General features: G+C 45.7%; 16 protein-coding genes and 1 riboswitch. Of the genes, 10 read left to right on the top strand and 6 right to left on the bottom strand.

Going from position 1 to position 16,022, the window contains the following annotated elements:
• Window positions 1-112: 112 nt before the first annotated feature.
• On the bottom strand, window positions 113-1,450 hold the full coding sequence (locus H6F88_RS05640) for a class I SAM-dependent methyltransferase (RefSeq protein WP_190641759.1): 1,338 nt from the start codon (window positions 1,448-1,450) through the stop codon (window positions 113-115).
• A gap of 187 nt (window positions 1,451-1,637) precedes the next feature.
• Here H6F88_RS05640 and H6F88_RS05635 point away from each other — a divergent pair, with 187 nt between their 5' ends.
• From H6F88_RS05635 to H6F88_RS33875, 4 genes are all read left to right on the top strand, one after another.
• Window positions 1,638-2,903, top strand: a complete 1,266-nt coding sequence (locus H6F88_RS05635; protein ID WP_190641758.1) for a pitrilysin family protein — start codon at window positions 1,638-1,640, stop codon at window positions 2,901-2,903.
• 120 nt (window positions 2,904-3,023) lie between these two features.
• On the top strand, window positions 3,024-4,340 hold the full coding sequence (locus tag H6F88_RS05630; RefSeq protein ID WP_190641757.1) for a pitrilysin family protein: 1,317 nt from the start codon (window positions 3,024-3,026) through the stop codon (window positions 4,338-4,340).
• 488 nt (window positions 4,341-4,828) lie between these two features.
• Window positions 4,829-5,164, top strand: coding sequence for a hypothetical protein (locus tag H6F88_RS32590; protein WP_199333460.1), 336 nt, complete (start codon window positions 4,829-4,831; stop codon window positions 5,162-5,164).
• 317 nt (window positions 5,165-5,481) lie between these two features.
• On the top strand, window positions 5,482-5,607 hold the full coding sequence (locus H6F88_RS33875) for a hypothetical protein (protein WP_277882143.1): 126 nt from the start codon (window positions 5,482-5,484) through the stop codon (window positions 5,605-5,607).
• Window positions 5,608-5,675: 68 nt separating this feature from the next.
• On the opposite strand, the gene sipA is transcribed toward H6F88_RS33875, so the two are convergent.
• The 5 genes from sipA to H6F88_RS05600 form a co-directional block, all read right to left on the bottom strand.
• Window positions 5,676-5,954: a regulatory protein SipA gene (gene sipA, locus H6F88_RS05620; protein ID WP_190641756.1), complete on the bottom strand. Its 279-nt coding sequence runs from the start codon at window positions 5,952-5,954 to the stop codon at window positions 5,676-5,678.
• 17 nt (window positions 5,955-5,971) lie between these two features.
• A complete protein-coding gene (locus H6F88_RS05615) occupies window positions 5,972-7,045 on the bottom strand; it encodes a sirohydrochlorin chelatase (protein ID WP_190641755.1) in 1,074 nt (357 codons plus the stop codon).
• Between the two features lie 3 nt (window positions 7,046-7,048).
• Window positions 7,049-7,211: riboswitch (adenosylcobalamin (AdoCbl) riboswitch) on the bottom strand.
• 39 nt (window positions 7,212-7,250) lie between these two features.
• Entirely contained in the window at window positions 7,251-9,296 is a 2,046-nt protein-coding gene (locus tag H6F88_RS05610) for an ABC transporter ATP-binding protein (RefSeq protein WP_190641754.1), read from the bottom strand.
• Between the two features lie 143 nt (window positions 9,297-9,439).
• Complete coding sequence (locus tag H6F88_RS05605) at window positions 9,440-10,621, bottom strand: glycosyltransferase (protein WP_190641753.1); 1,182 nt, start codon at window positions 10,619-10,621, stop codon at window positions 9,440-9,442.
• A gap of 448 nt (window positions 10,622-11,069) precedes the next feature.
• Complete coding sequence (locus H6F88_RS05600) at window positions 11,070-11,276, bottom strand: hypothetical protein (protein WP_190641752.1); 207 nt, start codon at window positions 11,274-11,276, stop codon at window positions 11,070-11,072.
• Window positions 11,277-11,579: 303 nt separating this feature from the next.
• Between H6F88_RS05600 and gloB the strand changes: the two genes are divergently transcribed.
• From gloB to rplK, 6 genes are all read left to right on the top strand, one after another.
• Window positions 11,580-12,353 carry a hydroxyacylglutathione hydrolase gene (gloB, locus tag H6F88_RS05595; protein ID WP_190641751.1) on the top strand — a complete coding sequence of 258 codons (774 nt, stop codon included), beginning with the start codon at window positions 11,580-11,582 and terminating at the stop codon, window positions 12,351-12,353.
• Between the two features lie 359 nt (window positions 12,354-12,712).
• On the top strand, window positions 12,713-13,171 hold the full coding sequence (rplI, locus tag H6F88_RS05590; protein ID WP_190641750.1) for a 50S ribosomal protein L9: 459 nt from the start codon (window positions 12,713-12,715) through the stop codon (window positions 13,169-13,171).
• A 37-nt stretch (window positions 13,172-13,208) separates the two neighbouring features.
• Entirely contained in the window at window positions 13,209-14,564 is a 1,356-nt protein-coding gene (gene dnaB / locus H6F88_RS05585) for a replicative DNA helicase (RefSeq protein WP_190641749.1), read from the top strand.
• A gap of 136 nt (window positions 14,565-14,700) precedes the next feature.
• On the top strand, window positions 14,701-14,922 hold the full coding sequence (gene secE, locus H6F88_RS05580; protein WP_190641748.1) for a preprotein translocase subunit SecE: 222 nt from the start codon (window positions 14,701-14,703) through the stop codon (window positions 14,920-14,922).
• Window positions 14,922-15,557 carry a transcription termination/antitermination protein NusG gene (gene nusG, locus H6F88_RS05575; RefSeq protein ID WP_190641747.1) on the top strand — a complete coding sequence of 212 codons (636 nt, stop codon included), beginning with the start codon at window positions 14,922-14,924 and terminating at the stop codon, window positions 15,555-15,557. The genes secE and nusG overlap by 1 nt, the downstream gene beginning before the upstream one ends.
• Window positions 15,558-15,564: 7 nt before the next feature.
• Window positions 15,565-15,990: a 50S ribosomal protein L11 gene (gene rplK, locus H6F88_RS05570; RefSeq protein ID WP_190641746.1), complete on the top strand. Its 426-nt coding sequence runs from the start codon at window positions 15,565-15,567 to the stop codon at window positions 15,988-15,990.
• Window positions 15,991-16,022: the final 32 nt, after the last annotated feature.

The following is a 16,022-nucleotide window of genomic DNA, read 5'->3' as shown; positions in this document are numbered from 1 at the left end:
GATACTGGATTTCTAACTCCTGTGTATAACTTGCCCACCTGCTGACTGTTTCATATCACCCTAGTAGAAATTTTTTGTCTTCTCAAAAGGCAAATCCTTCTCCTTGGTAGGATTAGATTTGCTCTATTAGAACGTAGAGGAACACTTCTAACTTGGTTAGAAAATCTTTGACCTGCCTGAATGCAGTTTCTATACTGACTGGCTCCAAACTAACTGGGTCGTAGGGATGTGTCTTGAGCCAGCGATTAACCAGATCCATCATGGGTTGCGCTCCACTCCAAAGTGGTAGCAAAGAGGCAGCCATATCGCTTTCTACAATGACCGGGTTGCTTGCTGCAATTGGAATATATTTGCTTATCTCAAAAGGTCTGTGGTTAGCTAAGCAATCATTCAAGCTTTCTTTAACTTGGGAATGCATCAGTTGAGGATGAAGCCGCACTTGGGCACTATGCCAGTCCTCTTGATTCCACTCACTCAAGGATTTCAAGGATGTGGCTTGCCCAGGATGTCCACACCAAAAATCGAGTAGACGGTGAATGGGATGTAGCAGATTGAACAGATGCAAGCGCTCTTGAATAGAAGCTCCTGGCAAACCCAAAGCTAGAAACATCGGGAGATCATCAGGGGCTTTAAACAGATCAGTTAATTCCCAGTGTCGCCAATTCACCATGCTGACAAACTCTAGCTCAGCTAGCTCTAATGCTCTGAACATATCAGGAATGCCATAAGCTTTATCGCCTTGAAGCAGGAAGTTCATCAGAATGGTTTCTTCCTTGCCTTCAGTTTCATAGACAGCTTGCCAGGTAGTAGACTTAAGCTCGACTCCATCCTTGAGTGCTTTCATGGTTTCTATGACTAATCCAACCTCCAGCTCAGTAGGGTTGTCTTCTGTGAGCCCCATCACCCTGAAAGTCTCTTGTGCTCGGAGGTAGATCTGCCGCTGTATATAGTTATGCAAGTTGGTTCTAATCAATCCTCCAGGTTTGAGAACAGATTTGAAGCTCTGTAGTCCTGCTACAGGATCAGGTAAAAGATAAAGAACTTCATCGCAGTTAATATAGTCAAACTTTAGTCCCAGTTCTGGCAGGTCTTCGATAAGGAGTGTATGAAACTCTGAATTGTCCTCAAAGCCATGGTATTTCAAACGTTCGCGGGAAAGTTTGACCGATTGCTCAGATAAATCGATTCCAACAATCTTTGCGCCTGGGTTAGCTTCTGCCAGGATAAGGCTTTTGTAGCCACTACCACAGCCTGCATCTAGAATGACTTTGCCTGCTGGTTCAACAACTTCTTGGTTGCGTAAGTAGTAAGGTGTTACTAAGTTGTGTATGTAAAGCTGGTTAAGGTTGTGATCATCTTTAGGAGATTTTTCAAGCGGGATTCTGGGATAGGGAGAACTCTCAAACTGTTGACGAATTTTTTCGAGGGATTCTGATCCTGAATTGGCCATAACGAAGATTTCCTAATTAATGGATTGTAAGGGCAAGGGATTTCTCAAAGAGTCTGTGCTTAACATGCCCACGTCCAGGAGCAATGCTTAACACCTTTTACTCTAAAAGGGATGAGAGAAAACGCTAGGATAGGTCAAATACTAAAACTTTAGTCAGGATTTGAGTTGAGAGGACTGGTCTGCACTATTGGCAACTAACAGCGTTCCGCCACATTTTCCAGCGCATCTCTCCAGGTTGGACAATGGCTTGACGGTGATTCATCAAAATATTCCGACAACATCGGTGGTTGCGGTTGATGTGTGGGTGAGGGCGGGGGCGATCGCTGAGCCAGAACCCTGGACTGGGATGGCGCATTTCCTCGAACACATGGTGTTTAAGGGCACCGATCGCCTGCTGCCAGGACAGTTTGATCAAGTGATTGAAGATCGTGGCGGGATGACAAATGCAGCTACCAGTCACGATTACGCTCACTATTTCATTAACACAACCGCGCCTCACCTGGAGGAAACGCTGCCCTGCTTGGCAGACCTGCTGCTGAATGCGGCAATTCCTGAAGACGAGTTTGTGCGGGAGCGTGACGTTGTTTTAGAAGAAATTCGTCAGGCAAACGATGATCCTGACTGGCTAGCGTTTCAAGCTCTGATCGAGAGTGTTTATCAGTCTCATCCTTACGGTCGTCCAGTGCTGGGAGATGAGGCGGGTTTGATGCAGCGATCGCCCCAGGAGATGCGCTGTTTTCATCGTGCTCACTATCAGCCTGAAAATATGACGGTGGTGGTAGTGGGTAATGTCACTCAGTCGCAAACATTAGATTTGGTGCATCAGGCATTTAGCCAGTTTCCGTCTCGTCCAGAGTGTCCTATGGCGATCGCCGACGCAGAGCCGCCGATTACTGAAATTCGCCGACAAGAGCTGTATCTGCCCCGGCTAGAGCAAGCGAGGCTGATGATGGCATGGATTGGTCCCGGCGTGGATCAGTTGCGAGATGCATATGGGCTAGATTTGCTCTCAGTGTTGCTGGCTGGCAGCAGGTCTTCTCGGTTAGTTAGAGAATTGCGTGAAGAGCGGCAGTTGGTGCAAGCGATCGGTAGTGAATTTTCGCTCCAGCGGGATTCCAGCTTATTTACGATTAGCGCCTGGTTAACGCCGGAAGATGTCGATCGAGTAGAAGCGCTGATTGGCGATCGCCTCTCTGAGCTAACCACCACTCCCATTTCTGAGGCTGAATTGATTCGGTACAAACGGCTACTGTGTAACGATTATGCCTTCTCGACTGAGACAGCAATTCAGTTAGCAGGGCTGTATGGTTACTACAACACCATTGCCCAGGCGGAAATTGCAGTGAACTACCCCAATCAGATTCAAACCCTTCAGGCTGAAGAGTTGCAGCAGCTTGCTAGTCAATACCTTTCGCCTTATCACTACGCCGCAACGATACTCAAGCCGCTGTAGCTATCTCAGTAAATCCCGACGTAGAGTAAGTTGTTGCTCGTACGGCAGTCAGGTTTATTTGCCCATTTCTCTGTCACTTGCACCAACGTTGGATTTATTTAACCTTATTTGAGGATATTCATGTCTGTAAATTTGAGTGCTGCCCAACTGCTAGAAAATCGCCAGGTTCACCGTGCTGTCCTGGACAATGGGCTGGTTGTGCTAGCAGTAGAAAACTCGGCTGCCGATATTGTCTCTGCCCGCATTTTTGTCCGAGCTGGCGGTCGATATGAACCACTGGAGCAAGCAGGACTATCCCATCTGCTAACATCAGTTTTAACGAAAGGGACAGGCAACCTTTCCTCACTAGAAATCGCTGAACGGGTTGAGTCAGTTGGTGCAGGGTTGGGGGCAGATGCTACTGCAGATTATTGCCTGCTTAGCCTCAAAACTGTCTCAGCTGACTTTGCTGAAATGCTAGAACTGGCGGCTCAACTGCTGCGATTGCCCAGCCTGCCTGAAGCTGAAGTCGAACTTGAGCGCCGCCTCACCCTACAGGGCATTCGTTCGATGCAAGAGCAGCCTTTCTCAATCGCCCAAAAGCAACTGCGGCAGGCGATGTATCAGCAGCATCCTTATGCGCTGCCTAGCCTGGGAACTGAAGAAACTGTTGCCCAGCTCAGCCGAGAAGATTTGCAGCGGTATCACCAAACCTATTTCCGTCCTGATAATTTTGTAGTCAGCATTGCTGGGCGAATTGCACCCGAAGATGCGATCGCTCTAGTAGATCAAATATTTGGCGATTGGCAGGTACCTACAACGCCCGAAGGAAAAATTCTGCTTCCGGCTCTAATGTTACCTGCCATTACTTCCCATCCTAAACAAGTTATCTCTACTCAAGATACGCAGCAAGCGATTGTCATGCTGGGCTATCTTGCTGCTGCAGTGCATAGTCCTGAATATGTCGCTTTAAAGTTGCTGAACACTTACTTAGGTAATGGGTTGTCCAGCCGACTATTTGTGGAATTGCGTGAAAAGCGAGGTCTAGCCTACGAGGTATCTGCCTTCTACCCTACTCGACTGGATGCATCTCAGTTTGTTGTATATATGGGTACAGCTCCTGACAATGCGGCGATCGCCTTAGATGGTTTGCGCCAGGAAGTTGAGCGACTTTGCACTACCCAGCTGACTCCAGAAGAGTTGCAGTCAGCTAAGAACAAACTGCTCGGTCAATATGCCTTAGGTAAACAGACCAATGCCCAAATTGCTCAAATATTTGGCTGGTACGAGATCCTGGGCTTGGGCATTGAGTTTGATCAGCAGTTTCAGATTGAAGCAGCTAACGTTGCGGCTGAAACGTTGCAAGCGGTAGCCCGTCAACATTTTGCTGAACCTTATGTCTCGCTGGTGGGTCCGGCGATCGCCATTGATCAAGTTGCAACTCCCGCTGCTTCTTGAGCCTAGATTTGACATCGCGCTTAATAGCCAGGTCTGCCTAATGAACTCTGCAATTTATCAAGGTTTAGAAACCCGCGAAAGCGGGTTTTATACTTGTAGGCGTGTTTTTTAACAACCCAAACATGGGGATAAGTTGGATATCCAGGCTTTTTCGGGTATCTGATGCAAAATACCAAACAGCTAACTTTAAGGGATTCCTTTAAATTCGCAACTTAGTTTGAATCTCCCTTTACAACTCACATTCTGAACTGGTGTGAGTGCTAACTAAAGCCATCCGTATGACAGTCAAAAGCTACAGCAATTGAAAAACCTAAAGTTCGGAACATTACCTTAGGGACTTCTACAGCTTATTGGTTTGCAAAATCTAAACCTAATACTTTGAAAGTTGAGAAAAGTGTAATGATATCTTCCAACTGTTCACTATCAATCATGGTCGCTCGGACTGATGTTCCGTTTATGATGCATACTATTCCACATCAATTAAGAGTATGCAATTTCCCGTTTACCAACGGTTGCTAGCGGTTGATACTGCGCCCTTATCGGGTGACAAAGTAAATCGTTCAGAACTTGGCACAATGGAGCAATTATGCAACTATTGTAATCAACTGTTAGATTCAGATGTTGTTGATAAAGTTGTTGACATTGATTATTCAGAAAACCTTCATAGAAAAGTTTATCAAAAGCATTTTGGTCGGCAAACTAGGCAGACTCATAACTACAAAGGCTATCCAATCTTAGGTTCTCTTTTTGCTATTGAAGTAGTTGAAAGTGATTATTTGCTTCGTATAGACAATGATATGCTGTTTCATCAAGAACCTTATTAAAACTGGATTGAAGAAGGTATTAAACTGCTGCAAAAAATCCGCAAGTTGTAGAGTTAGACCTTTGACTGGTCCGCCTGCAAAAGATGGCTCCCTTTACTAAAGAGTGCCCTTCAGCTCAGATCCTAATGGCTTTTATCAAGTCAAATTCTTTAGTAGTCGAGCCTACTTAATTAGCCGCAATCGCTTTGACCAGCTTCTTCCGCTAAAAGTTCTATGGAAGACTTACAAGTGCAAATTTATGAATAGCTTGCCAACAGATATTCAAACGTTTGTAAATTATATCTTTAACAAAGGGAGCACTAGGTTCTTGGGAGGTCATGGTGTCACGCCGTTTAGAAGAGACAGAATACGTTCGTGCTGTACTCGGCTCTCCTAAAGCGTGGACACTTCATCCTATCGACCGTAAGCCCAAATTTATCAAAGCCCTACCTGATATCATCTAGAAAATTGAGTCAGGTTGGTATCCACCGGAGCAGGGTGGACATTATGACCTGATTCTTAAATACTGGCTTTAATCTGAAGGACTCTCAAGAATGTGTTCGTCTGGAGTGGAGGAATTAGACGAAGCAGACGCTAATTCAAGATACTGGGTATCCATTAAAAACATTCCTTGGGAAAAGCGAACGCTCCAAAACCCTCCAGGACGCCGATTAATAACAATTCCTTCTTCGCCTAGGCTAATGACGTTGGGAGGACGCAGCATCGGCATGGGTTCAGCAGTTTTAACGTAAGGCGGAAGGGCAACCACTCGAACGCGATCGCCCACTGTAAATTCTTGGGATTCAGACATAATATTCAGACGCAATTCTAAGGGGCTTGCCAAATCCTTTGATGATACTGCTCTGGGTCGGCGTAAGGATCTACATCTGGGTGACCATGTCCATGCTCATGACCGTGATGGTGATGGTGATCATGCCCATGCTGATGAGGTAGCTCATGTTCTCCCATTTGGGCGGTCGCGGCTAGCCGAAACTTGCACATCTCGCAGTTCATCTGTACTTGCCCTAACTGAGTTTCGATTTCTCGTTCTCTCAATACCGAAAATAACTGAGGATGCAACCCCATTTCTGGTAGACAAACCATCGAAACTTCAGGATGCTGCTCTTGTTGCTGTATGGTGGTGTCAAAGATCTTTTTGACTAATAAACCAGTAAACAGAAAGTAAGGCAGCACAATAATTCGCTTAGATTGATACAGTAGCGCACGGCGAAAACCTTCTTCTAAGCGGGGGTGAGTAATTCCAATAAAACAGGTCTCAACCGTTTGATATCCGCTCCCCTCCCACACTATTCGCGCTAGTTTCGCAACATCGCCATTTGCATCAGGATCGCTGGAGCCACGTCCTACAAACAGCAACACTGTATCAGCGCGAGAGACTTCTTGGGGGTTTTGGTCGGGTTGATCAAGCTGCTCTAGACGCGATCGCCATAGCTCTAAAATTCCAGGGGTAATCCCAAAATGGCGACCGTAATGGAAGTTAAGTTGAGGATGTCGCTGTCGAGCGCGATCCAGTTCGTTGGTAACGTCAAATTTGTTGTGTCGAGCTGCAAACAGCAGCACAGGCAGCACCGAAAGATCGGTGTAGCCCTGCTCCACGCATTGGTCTAAGCTTTGTTGAATCGAGGGTTCAGTGAGTTCCAGGAAACAAGGAAAGACTGGTCGAGAAACATCAAGCGCTTGATAAGCAGTGGCAAAATCCAATAGGCTTTTCCTTCCATCTGCATCGCGACTGCCATGTCCAACTAGTAATAGTGGGCGGTTGAGGGGTAACGGAGGCAGCACGATTGACTGATCGAGGTTCACATCGGCATCGAAGGGTGTGCCTATTTTAGAATTCGCAGCGCTTGTTGGAGACAGAGTGTTGTCTGTCGAAATAGTCATCGTTAAACTCCCTTTCCTGTGCAGCGCAGGAAATAGAGTGAATAAGCAGCGGATTGGCGTTCTGGCTTCTAAAGAATAAAAGTGCTTTTCATCCTTTAGTTTACAGTTGCGGCACAGCGCCGGACTCGCACCGGACTTTCCCAATCAGGTTGCTGTTTCACGTGTGCCTCGTCATCTTATCCCAAGTGCCGACATTTGTTTATATTTATCGGGCGACTTCAAGCTCTTCTGGGCTTTGAATCCCTGTCTCGAAGGATTCTAAGCTCTTCAGAAGGTTGAGAGCTGAGTAATACGCTTCTTCGGTCAATTCGGTTTCTTCTTCCGGGGTATCTAACATGCCGTCAACCAGTAGCCTTAGAGAACCAATCATTGTGTTCAGGCGGGTCCGAATTTCGTAGGATGTTTTGGCGATCGCTTTTCGATCAGAGAGCCCTGACATTTGGGATTTCTCAGCAAACTGCATGGCACAGAGCCTTGCATAATAACCGCTTGTCTGCATCAATTCTTCGTGATTGCCCAATTCCACGACTTGCCCCTTCTCCATCACCGCAATTTGATCTGCCTTACGAACTGTAGAGAGGCGGTGAGCGATGACTAGGGTTGTGCGATCGCGACTTAAATCATCGATTGCTTCTTGAACTAAACGCTCTGAAACTGAATCCAACGCGCTTGTTGCTTCATCTAAAATCAAGATCTCTGGGTTTTGAAGTAGAGCCCTAGCGATCGCAAGTCGCTGGCGTTGCCCACCTGAGAGCAGTACACCGCGATCGCCAAGCTGAGTATCTAAGCCTTGAGGTAGGCGCAAAATAAATTCATAAGCATTTGCCCGCTTGGCAGCCTCAATAATTTCATCTTCTGTCACGTTTGATCGCGCGTAAGCGATATTGTTACGAACAGAATCATTAAAGAGAAAAGTATCTTGGCTGACAATGCCCATCGCCCTTCTTAGTGTGCGGACATCATAATCTCTGATATCTGTACCATCTATTTTAATAGAGCCTTCAACTGTATCGTAAAACCTCGGCAGTAAATCTGCGACAGTTGATTTACCGGCACCTGACGCACCAACTAAGGCGAGAGTTGTTCCCTTAGGAATCCAAAGGTTAATACCATTAAGAACTAAATTTTCATGTTCAGGATATTTGAACGAAACATTCTCAAAACTTATTCCCTTCACTAAATGCGAATAAGGGATGACTCCATTAATAATAAAGTTTTTATTGTCACGCCTTAGAAAATCATCAACTAGATCAACACTGGCAATTGCGTTTGCGTAAGAATTGCGAGCACCATTTAATTGTCCAATAATCGGCATTAACCGAAATAAAACAAAAAGATAAGTTGACATCGTGTAAACCGAGAAGGAGCCAACTTGCTCCGCAAAAAAAACACGACTTAATAAGACGATGGAGAGTACAGCTACAATTCCGCTCATTTCATTGATGGGTGGAACAGCAGCATTGTTTGCTTGAGATTTAAACTCAGCTCTCTCTCTTTCAAGAATTAGATGCTCTACTCTTTGATATTCTTGCTCTTCATTGGAAGTGGCTTTAATTAACCTGATGCCAGTTAAGACATCTAGCAGTGCGTTGGAGTAATCTCTTGAATTCTGTGCCAGTGCTTTTCCAAAAAACTTAGCGCGAACAATAGAAAATTGATTTGCCAGACCGACTAGAAGCAATAGACCAGTCGAGGCTAAAGTAAGTTGCCAGGATATCCGTATTAGCAATCCGATAAAAACTAGAATTGTTAATACGATAGTTAAAATATTAATTGAAATCTTAATGGATTGAGCCGTTCGATTAATCTCTTGTCCTATACGATTAATCAAATCCCCAATTCTCATCTGAGCATAAAAATCTAAGTTGACCTCTAAAAGTATTCGTAATCCTTCTCTTCTTAAGCTATTCGTTAATAGTCTTGATAGGTGACCGTTTGATAACGTACTCAAATAGCTTGCTAAGTTTTTTAAGAGAAGAGTTAGCAGAATAGCCCCGGTCATAGCGTATATACGAGATTCTTCTGGAAGGTTATTAAATGGCGCTAGAAGCCCCTCAACAAGCCCAGGAGAGCCTCCTCCAGTTAATTCCTCTTCAGGGAGGTTTAAGCCCAAGAAATTCAGCAGAATCGGCACGATTAAAATGGTACTAATTCCATTAAAAAGCGCGCCGGAGAAACCTAACGCTATACTTATGATGATCCAGCCAGGGTGCCGCTTTGCAAATTTCAGGAGTAATTTATGGGAGGACATTTACACACTTCCTGTCGAACAAACACTTCGTAACCTGATTACTACAATTCCTAAAATTAACACTTTCTAATTCATCAGCTTCTAAACTTTTCATGCTAACTAAGTATTAATTTGCCAGAGTAAAATATGGGCCAATACCTTTATTAAGCTATAGATTTAATGACATCTGAGAGTATGGTGGACATTGAATCAATACTGTAATGTTCTACGCATCTTGCTCTTGCTTGGTGTCCTCGATTGTTTGCCTCCTCCATATTTTGGAAAATGTACTGAATCTGCTCAGCAATCTGCTTGGGAGAGTCAGGTTCAACTAGATAGCCCGTGCCTCCTAGAATTTCAGCAATGTCCCCAACTCGAGTAGCTAGTACGGGTTTTGCCATTGCCATTCCATCCGTTAACTTCAGTGGAAATTGAGCCTGAGCCGCAGGTGTGTCACGTTGTGGAACAACCACAACATGAGCTGCAGCAATTACTTCAGGCATTGCTTGGTGAGGAATCTTAGGTAACTTAATAATCCAACGTCCCCATTTTTGGATCAGCTTATCATCGTAGTCATCATAGGGACTACCGCCTACAATAACTAGCCTTAAGTCTGGCTCATTCAAGTAATCAAGTGCCATTAAGACATCTTCAAGTCCTTTGTATGGACGAGGTGCCCCAGGAAACATCAAGACACGATAGTCTGCAAGATTTAAGCGAATTCGGCTGTTTTCGGGGTTGTGCTGTTGAGGGTCAAATAGTGAAGTATCTTTCCCGTTAGGAACGTATGTACCGCCAAAGCGCTTTTGAAGGAACTGAGTGTGGATTGTCACAGCATCTGCATAGTTGACAAAGTTTTCTATCCACTTCAAGTAGAGGGGATGATCGGGTTGTCTGAGTGCCCCATCAGATTTGAGGATGTCCCTAAAAAATTGTTTTGGTTGTGGTCGATATCTCCACTGTTCACCCCCGTACCAGCTCAACTCCCAGTCATCGATATCAAGAATAACTGGGCAGCGAGAGCGTAACTTTTTTAGCAAGGCTGTACCAAAACTAGTTGGCTTTGGTTTGATAGCGTAAACAATATCTCCACTGATTTTTGATAAAACTTGTTCCATTGAAGTGACAAATCCAGGATAGTTTTTGCCACAGACCGTAGTAATTGAAAACTCAGTGGAAACAACAGTGTCGGAGACATCTCCAAAAACGAAGCCTACAATCTCGACCTCATATCCAAGTTTTTGGAGGGCTTGAGCCAGTAGAAAAGTGCGAACAGCTCCACCCCATCTACCGGCTCCACTTTGAGATAAGTCACTAACAACCAGTGAAACTTTCGACTGCTTCATTACGTTGAGAATTCACTACTCTTAGATTCGGATTGAATGAGATAGCTATTTAAGTAAAGAACAGCCTGTATAAATTCCTTGAAGCTGAAGAATCGGTCGTAAAATAGCTAGTTTCTCCAAGTCCAAGTTCAATACGTAAAGCTGATGCTTGCGTAAGTCTATTGTCGCTAGCGCAAGAACCCTTCCTCTCTTAGAACTGTTGACTACTAGCAGATTGCGAGTAAAGTAAAATTCAAGCTTGCTTCTGAGGTTCGACCATTCACTTGCCGTTTTTAGAGGGCTAATCTTGGACTCTAAAAAAATCTAAAAAAAACTGACCTTATAGAAGTGATGGACTGTAGATTGAGTGGCGACAAACTCGATTGAAGCTATCACACTCCTTCTCAGAATTTATTCAACTCAGAAGCCTATTTTAGGCACCCACCGGATCATAATCCTGTAAGTATTGTTAGTCAACCAATTTCAGACGCCCCGTCTGAATGTAATCAAACGTCCGGTTAATCTGACGGCGTTCCTCTTCTGTGATTTCATTGTCTGACAAGATGGCGGAGGTAAGACGAAGATGATCTTGGCGACTCATCTTGCCCGATGTAGTAATGCTGTCAACAAGTTGCCTAATGGTTAAGTTTGATCTGATCTGAACGGTCCACATCATGGAGTTTGTGCCCTAATTTAGTAGATGAGTCAGTTTTTCCCTGACTAGACTTTTAAGTGGGTCTAGAATCATTCTCTTTTCAAACAGTTAGCAGTTGGGCAAAGCTCCGATGAGAAATTAATGAAGAGTTGATGAAAGCCAAGCCAGCTTCGCAGCCACTTTTTCAATCAACTAGTAAAAGTAGTAGCTACTAGAAGCGTTCAGTTGAGTTTTGCGTTTTCTGCCGTTCAGAGTCTTGATTTTGCACAAAATCTCTAAGCTCAGAGGTAGGGCTTAAAAGCTTTTGATTCTAGGAGAGTAGATATGCACATTCATCAACTGGCTATGTTGCAGGACAACTACACGTTTTTGCTACATGACCCTAATAGTCGGATAGCTGCTGTGGTAGATCCAGCAGAAGCTCAGCCAGTACTGGATTGTTTAAACAATTTGAAGTCAGAGTTGGTGGCTATTCTAAACACCCACCATCACAAGGATCACGTTGGTGGAAATGTGCAGCTTCTCAACCAATTCCCTGATGCTGTCGTTTATGGAGGAGCGCATGATCGAGGCAGAATTCCTGGACAGCAGGTGTTTTTGCAGGAGGGCGATCGCATTTCCTTTGCAGAGCAACAGGCTGAGATTTTCTTCGTTCCTGGACACACGAGAGCGCATATCGCCTACTATTTCCCACCAGAGACACCAGAAGCCCCTGGGGAGCTATTTTGTGGAGACACGCTGTTTGCCGGCGGCTGTGGCAGGCTGTTTGAGGGAACACCGAGTCAAATGCTGAATTCCCTTGAGAAGTTGCGATCGCTCCCTGACAACACTCGTATTTGGTGTGCTCACGAGTACACTCTGAAGAATCTACAGTTTGCTTTGACTGTAGATGGACAAAATCTAGATCTGCGACAGCGAATTGAGCAGGTTGAAAAGATGCGTAGTCGTTCAGAGGCAACAGTTCCCTCTACGTTAGGGGTAGAAAAGCTAACCAATCCCTTCCTGCGCTGGGATCAGCCTGCTTTACGGTCCGCCGTGAAGAGTCAAGATGCTGTAAAAATCTTTGCTCGATTGAGAGGCATGAAAGATCAGTTCTAAAGACTCAACCTTGAGGGCTAATTATCCTTGCTGAAGCGTGGCTTGAGGGATTTGTCGCAAATTTTCGCGGAATTTTAGTGGAGCTAGTAGCTTGCGATCGCTCCACTCGTTTCGTTAGGATAATGTGTCTGGCTAGAATCGATATAATTCGCAAGGCTGCTTCCTTTCAGAATGTACTTCTTCAGGAATGAGCTTGAAGGAAATTCTGGGCGATAGGTGATAGGCTGCTGTCGAATGCGTCTAAGTGATTTGCACAGAGCAATTTCTTAGACAGTCTGTAATAGTGGCATTCTTGCTTTTGGTCGCTAATCAACTGAAACTCTCAGCCTGGCACGCACAAGTTAAAAATAAAAAAGATCATGGCGAAACGCATTCAACTAGTCCTAAATCAGGATGTCAGTAAACTCGGTAGGGCTGGCGACCTCGTAGAGGTGGCACCTGGATATGCTCGGAATTACTTGATCCCCACTGGATCTGCAGTTCGCACAACTCCGGGCATCCTTAAGCAGGTAGAGCGGCGACGCGAGGCAGAGCGGCAAAGGCTTTTAGAATTGAAGAGTGAAGCCGAAACTCAAAAGACAGCGTTGGAAAAGGTCGGGCGCTTCACGATTCTCAAGCAGGTCGGTGAAAAGGATGCTATTTTTGGCACCGTGACTGATCGGGAAGTAGCGGAAGTCATCCAGGAAACGACGGGTCAAGAAATCGATCGGCGTGGAATTACTGTTCCAGACATTCACAAAACTGGTTCTTATAAAGTAGATATCAAGCTGCATCCTGAAGTTACAGCAGTTGTTGAAATTCAGGTTTCGCCTCAGTAACTTGTAACTTGCTCCCCTTCCCAGGTTCGTTATCGTTATGGTTCAAGAGCTTAATTTTCAGGCTTATAGCGATCGCCTACCGCCTCAAAATATTGATGCAGAGGAGGCAATCCTGGGAGGGGTGCTGCTAGATCCAGAGGCGATCGGCCGAGTCGCAGAGCTTCTCCGCCCCGAAGCCTTCTACATCAGCGCCCATCAGGAAATTTATCGGTCTGCTCTAGCTCTTCATGGGCAGGGCAGACCTACTGATCTGATGAGTGTTACGAGTTGGCTGTACGATCACGGCGTACTAGATAAAATTGGTGGACAAAGCAGGCTGGCACAGCTTGTAGACCGGACGATTAGTGCAGTTAATATCGACCAATATGCTCAACTGGTTACTGATAAGTACCTGAGACGCAAATTGATTCAGGTCGGTGGCGAAGTTGCTCAATTAGGCTACGAAACTGATACGCCACTAGAGAAAGTTCTAGACCAGTCAGAGCAAAAGATCTTTGGTATTACCCAGGCGCGTCCGCAACAAAGCCTCGTTGCAACTGCCGACATCCTGACCTCAACCTTCTCAGATATTGAAAGCCGCTCCCTTGGCATGGTGCTACCGGGAATTCCATGCGGCTTTTACGATCTAGATGCTATGACTCAGGGGTTCCAGCGTTCTGATTTAATCATTGCGGCTGGTCGTCCCTCAATGGGAAAAACCTCTTTTGTTCTCAATATTGCGCGGAATATTGCTGCTTTTCACAAAATGCCTGTAGCCGTCTTCAGTTTGGAGATGTCAAAAGAGCAGCTAGTCTATCGTCTGCTTTCGAGTGAGGTAGAAATCGAAAGCGGCAGACTGCGGGCAGGTCGAATTAGTCAAAACGAATGGGAACCTTTGGGACACGCCATCAGCGCCTTGTCCCAGCTTCCCGTGTTCATTGACGATACGCCTAACATTTCGGTCACGGAAATGCGCTCAAAGGCTCGACGGCTTCAGGCGGAGCAAGGTGGAGCATTGGGCTTGATTCTGATTGACTACTTGCAGCTTATGGAAGGCAGCGGCAGCGAGAACCGGGTGCAGGAGTTGTCTAGGGTCACACGCGCCTTGAAAGGGTTGGCCCGTGAGCTAAGTGTTCCAGTCATCGCGCTGTCTCAGCTTAGTCGTGGGGTTGAATCCCGTACCAATAAGCGCCCAATGATGTCGGACCTGCGGGAAAGTGGCTCGATCGAGCAGGATGCTGACCTGATCATCATGCTTTACCGCGACGAGTACTACAATCCTGATACGCCTGATCGGGGAGTTGCTGAAATTATTATTACCAAACATCGAAATGGGCCGGTTGGCACTGTCAAACTGTTATTTGAACCTCAATTCACGCGATTTCGGAATTTGGCAGCGCCGAACCGTTCTTAGACAAAGCCTGCAAAAGTTGTAGTTTTCGAGTAGACTAATTGTTTGGGTGGTTTGTAGCGAACTGCGGCATCCAGTTTGGGTTGCTTCGCAGTTTTGACTTAGCTATTCCGACTCGCACCAAGAGGGAATCAGGACTGTGGCAAAGAAAGACGAGACAGAAGCGCAGGAGACATCTGCTGGCTTTAGTGTCAATAGTTTTTTACAAGGGACTAAGGAGGAGCTAGATAAAGTTGTTTGGCCTAGTCGCCAGCAGCTAATCAGCGAATCTTTGGCAGTCATCCTTATGGTGACGCTCTCTGCCAGCCTCATTTACTTTGTTGACAATTTCTTCAGTTGGGCTGCTGGAAAGGTATTTTAATGACTTTTGCATCAGACGAATCAGACAACGTGTTTTCACCCGAAGAAGAGGAAGGTGCCATTGAGCTTGAGCGATCGGCTCGTTGGTATGCCGTTCAGGTTGCTTCTGGCTGTGAAAAGCGAGTAAAGATGAACCTGGAACAACGGATCGAAACCCTGGATGTGGCAAACCGCATCGTCCAGATCGAAATTCCTCAAACGCCGATTCTGAAACCGCAGAAAGGCGGCAAGCCAAAGGAAACGGCGGAAAAAGTGTTTCCAGGCTATGTCTTGATCCGTATGGTGATGGATGATGATACCTGGCAGGTCGTTAAGAACACACCCAATGTGATTAACTTTGTTGGGGCTGAACAGAAGCGCCGCTATGGAAGAGGAAGAGGGCATGTCAAACCGATGCCTTTGGGGGCTTCAGAAGTAGAGCGAATCTTTAAGCAGGCTCAAGAGCAAAAACCAATTGTCAAAATTGACATGGCAGCGGGAGACAAAATCTTGGTGCTGTCTGGCCCTTTCAAAGATTTTGAAGGGGAAGTGATTGAAGTTAGCCCAGAGCGTAGTAAGCTCAAAGCCTTGCTCTCAATCTTTGGTCGAGATACGCCCGTAGAGTTGGAATTCAATCAGGTTCAAAAACAGAGTTAGCAGGTCAATGGCAAAAAAGGTTGTTGCGGTCATTAAGTTAGCGATTACGGCAGGAAAGGCAAACCCTGCTCCTCCGATTGGTCCCGCGCTGGGTCAGCACGGGGTCAATATCATGATGTTTTGCAAGGAATACAACGCCCGAACTGCTGATCAGGTGGGTTTGGTTGTTCCCGTAGAGATCTCTGTCTTCGAAGATCGCAGTTTTACGTTCATTCTAAAGACTCCTCCTGCGTCTGTACTGATTCGTAAGGCAGCGGGAATCGAGCGAGGTTCAGGTGAGCCCAACAAGAAGAAAGTAGGTTCTCTAACCCGAGCACAATTGCAAGAAATTGCTCAAGCCAAGATGCCTGACCTGAATGCAAATGACATTGAGGCGGCAATGAAGATTGTCGAAGGCACTGCTCGAAATATGGGCGTGACGATTAAGGAATAAAAGTTCACCAAGGTGAACTTGTCGAATGTAAA

This window comes from Oculatella sp. FACHB-28, from assembly GCF_014696015.1.
In the GTDB taxonomy this organism is placed as follows: Bacteria; Cyanobacteriota; Cyanobacteriia; order Elainellales; family Elainellaceae; genus JAAUTN01.
The sequence above is the reverse complement of the archived record's forward strand: the minus strand, read 5'-3'. Positions and strand labels throughout refer to the sequence as shown.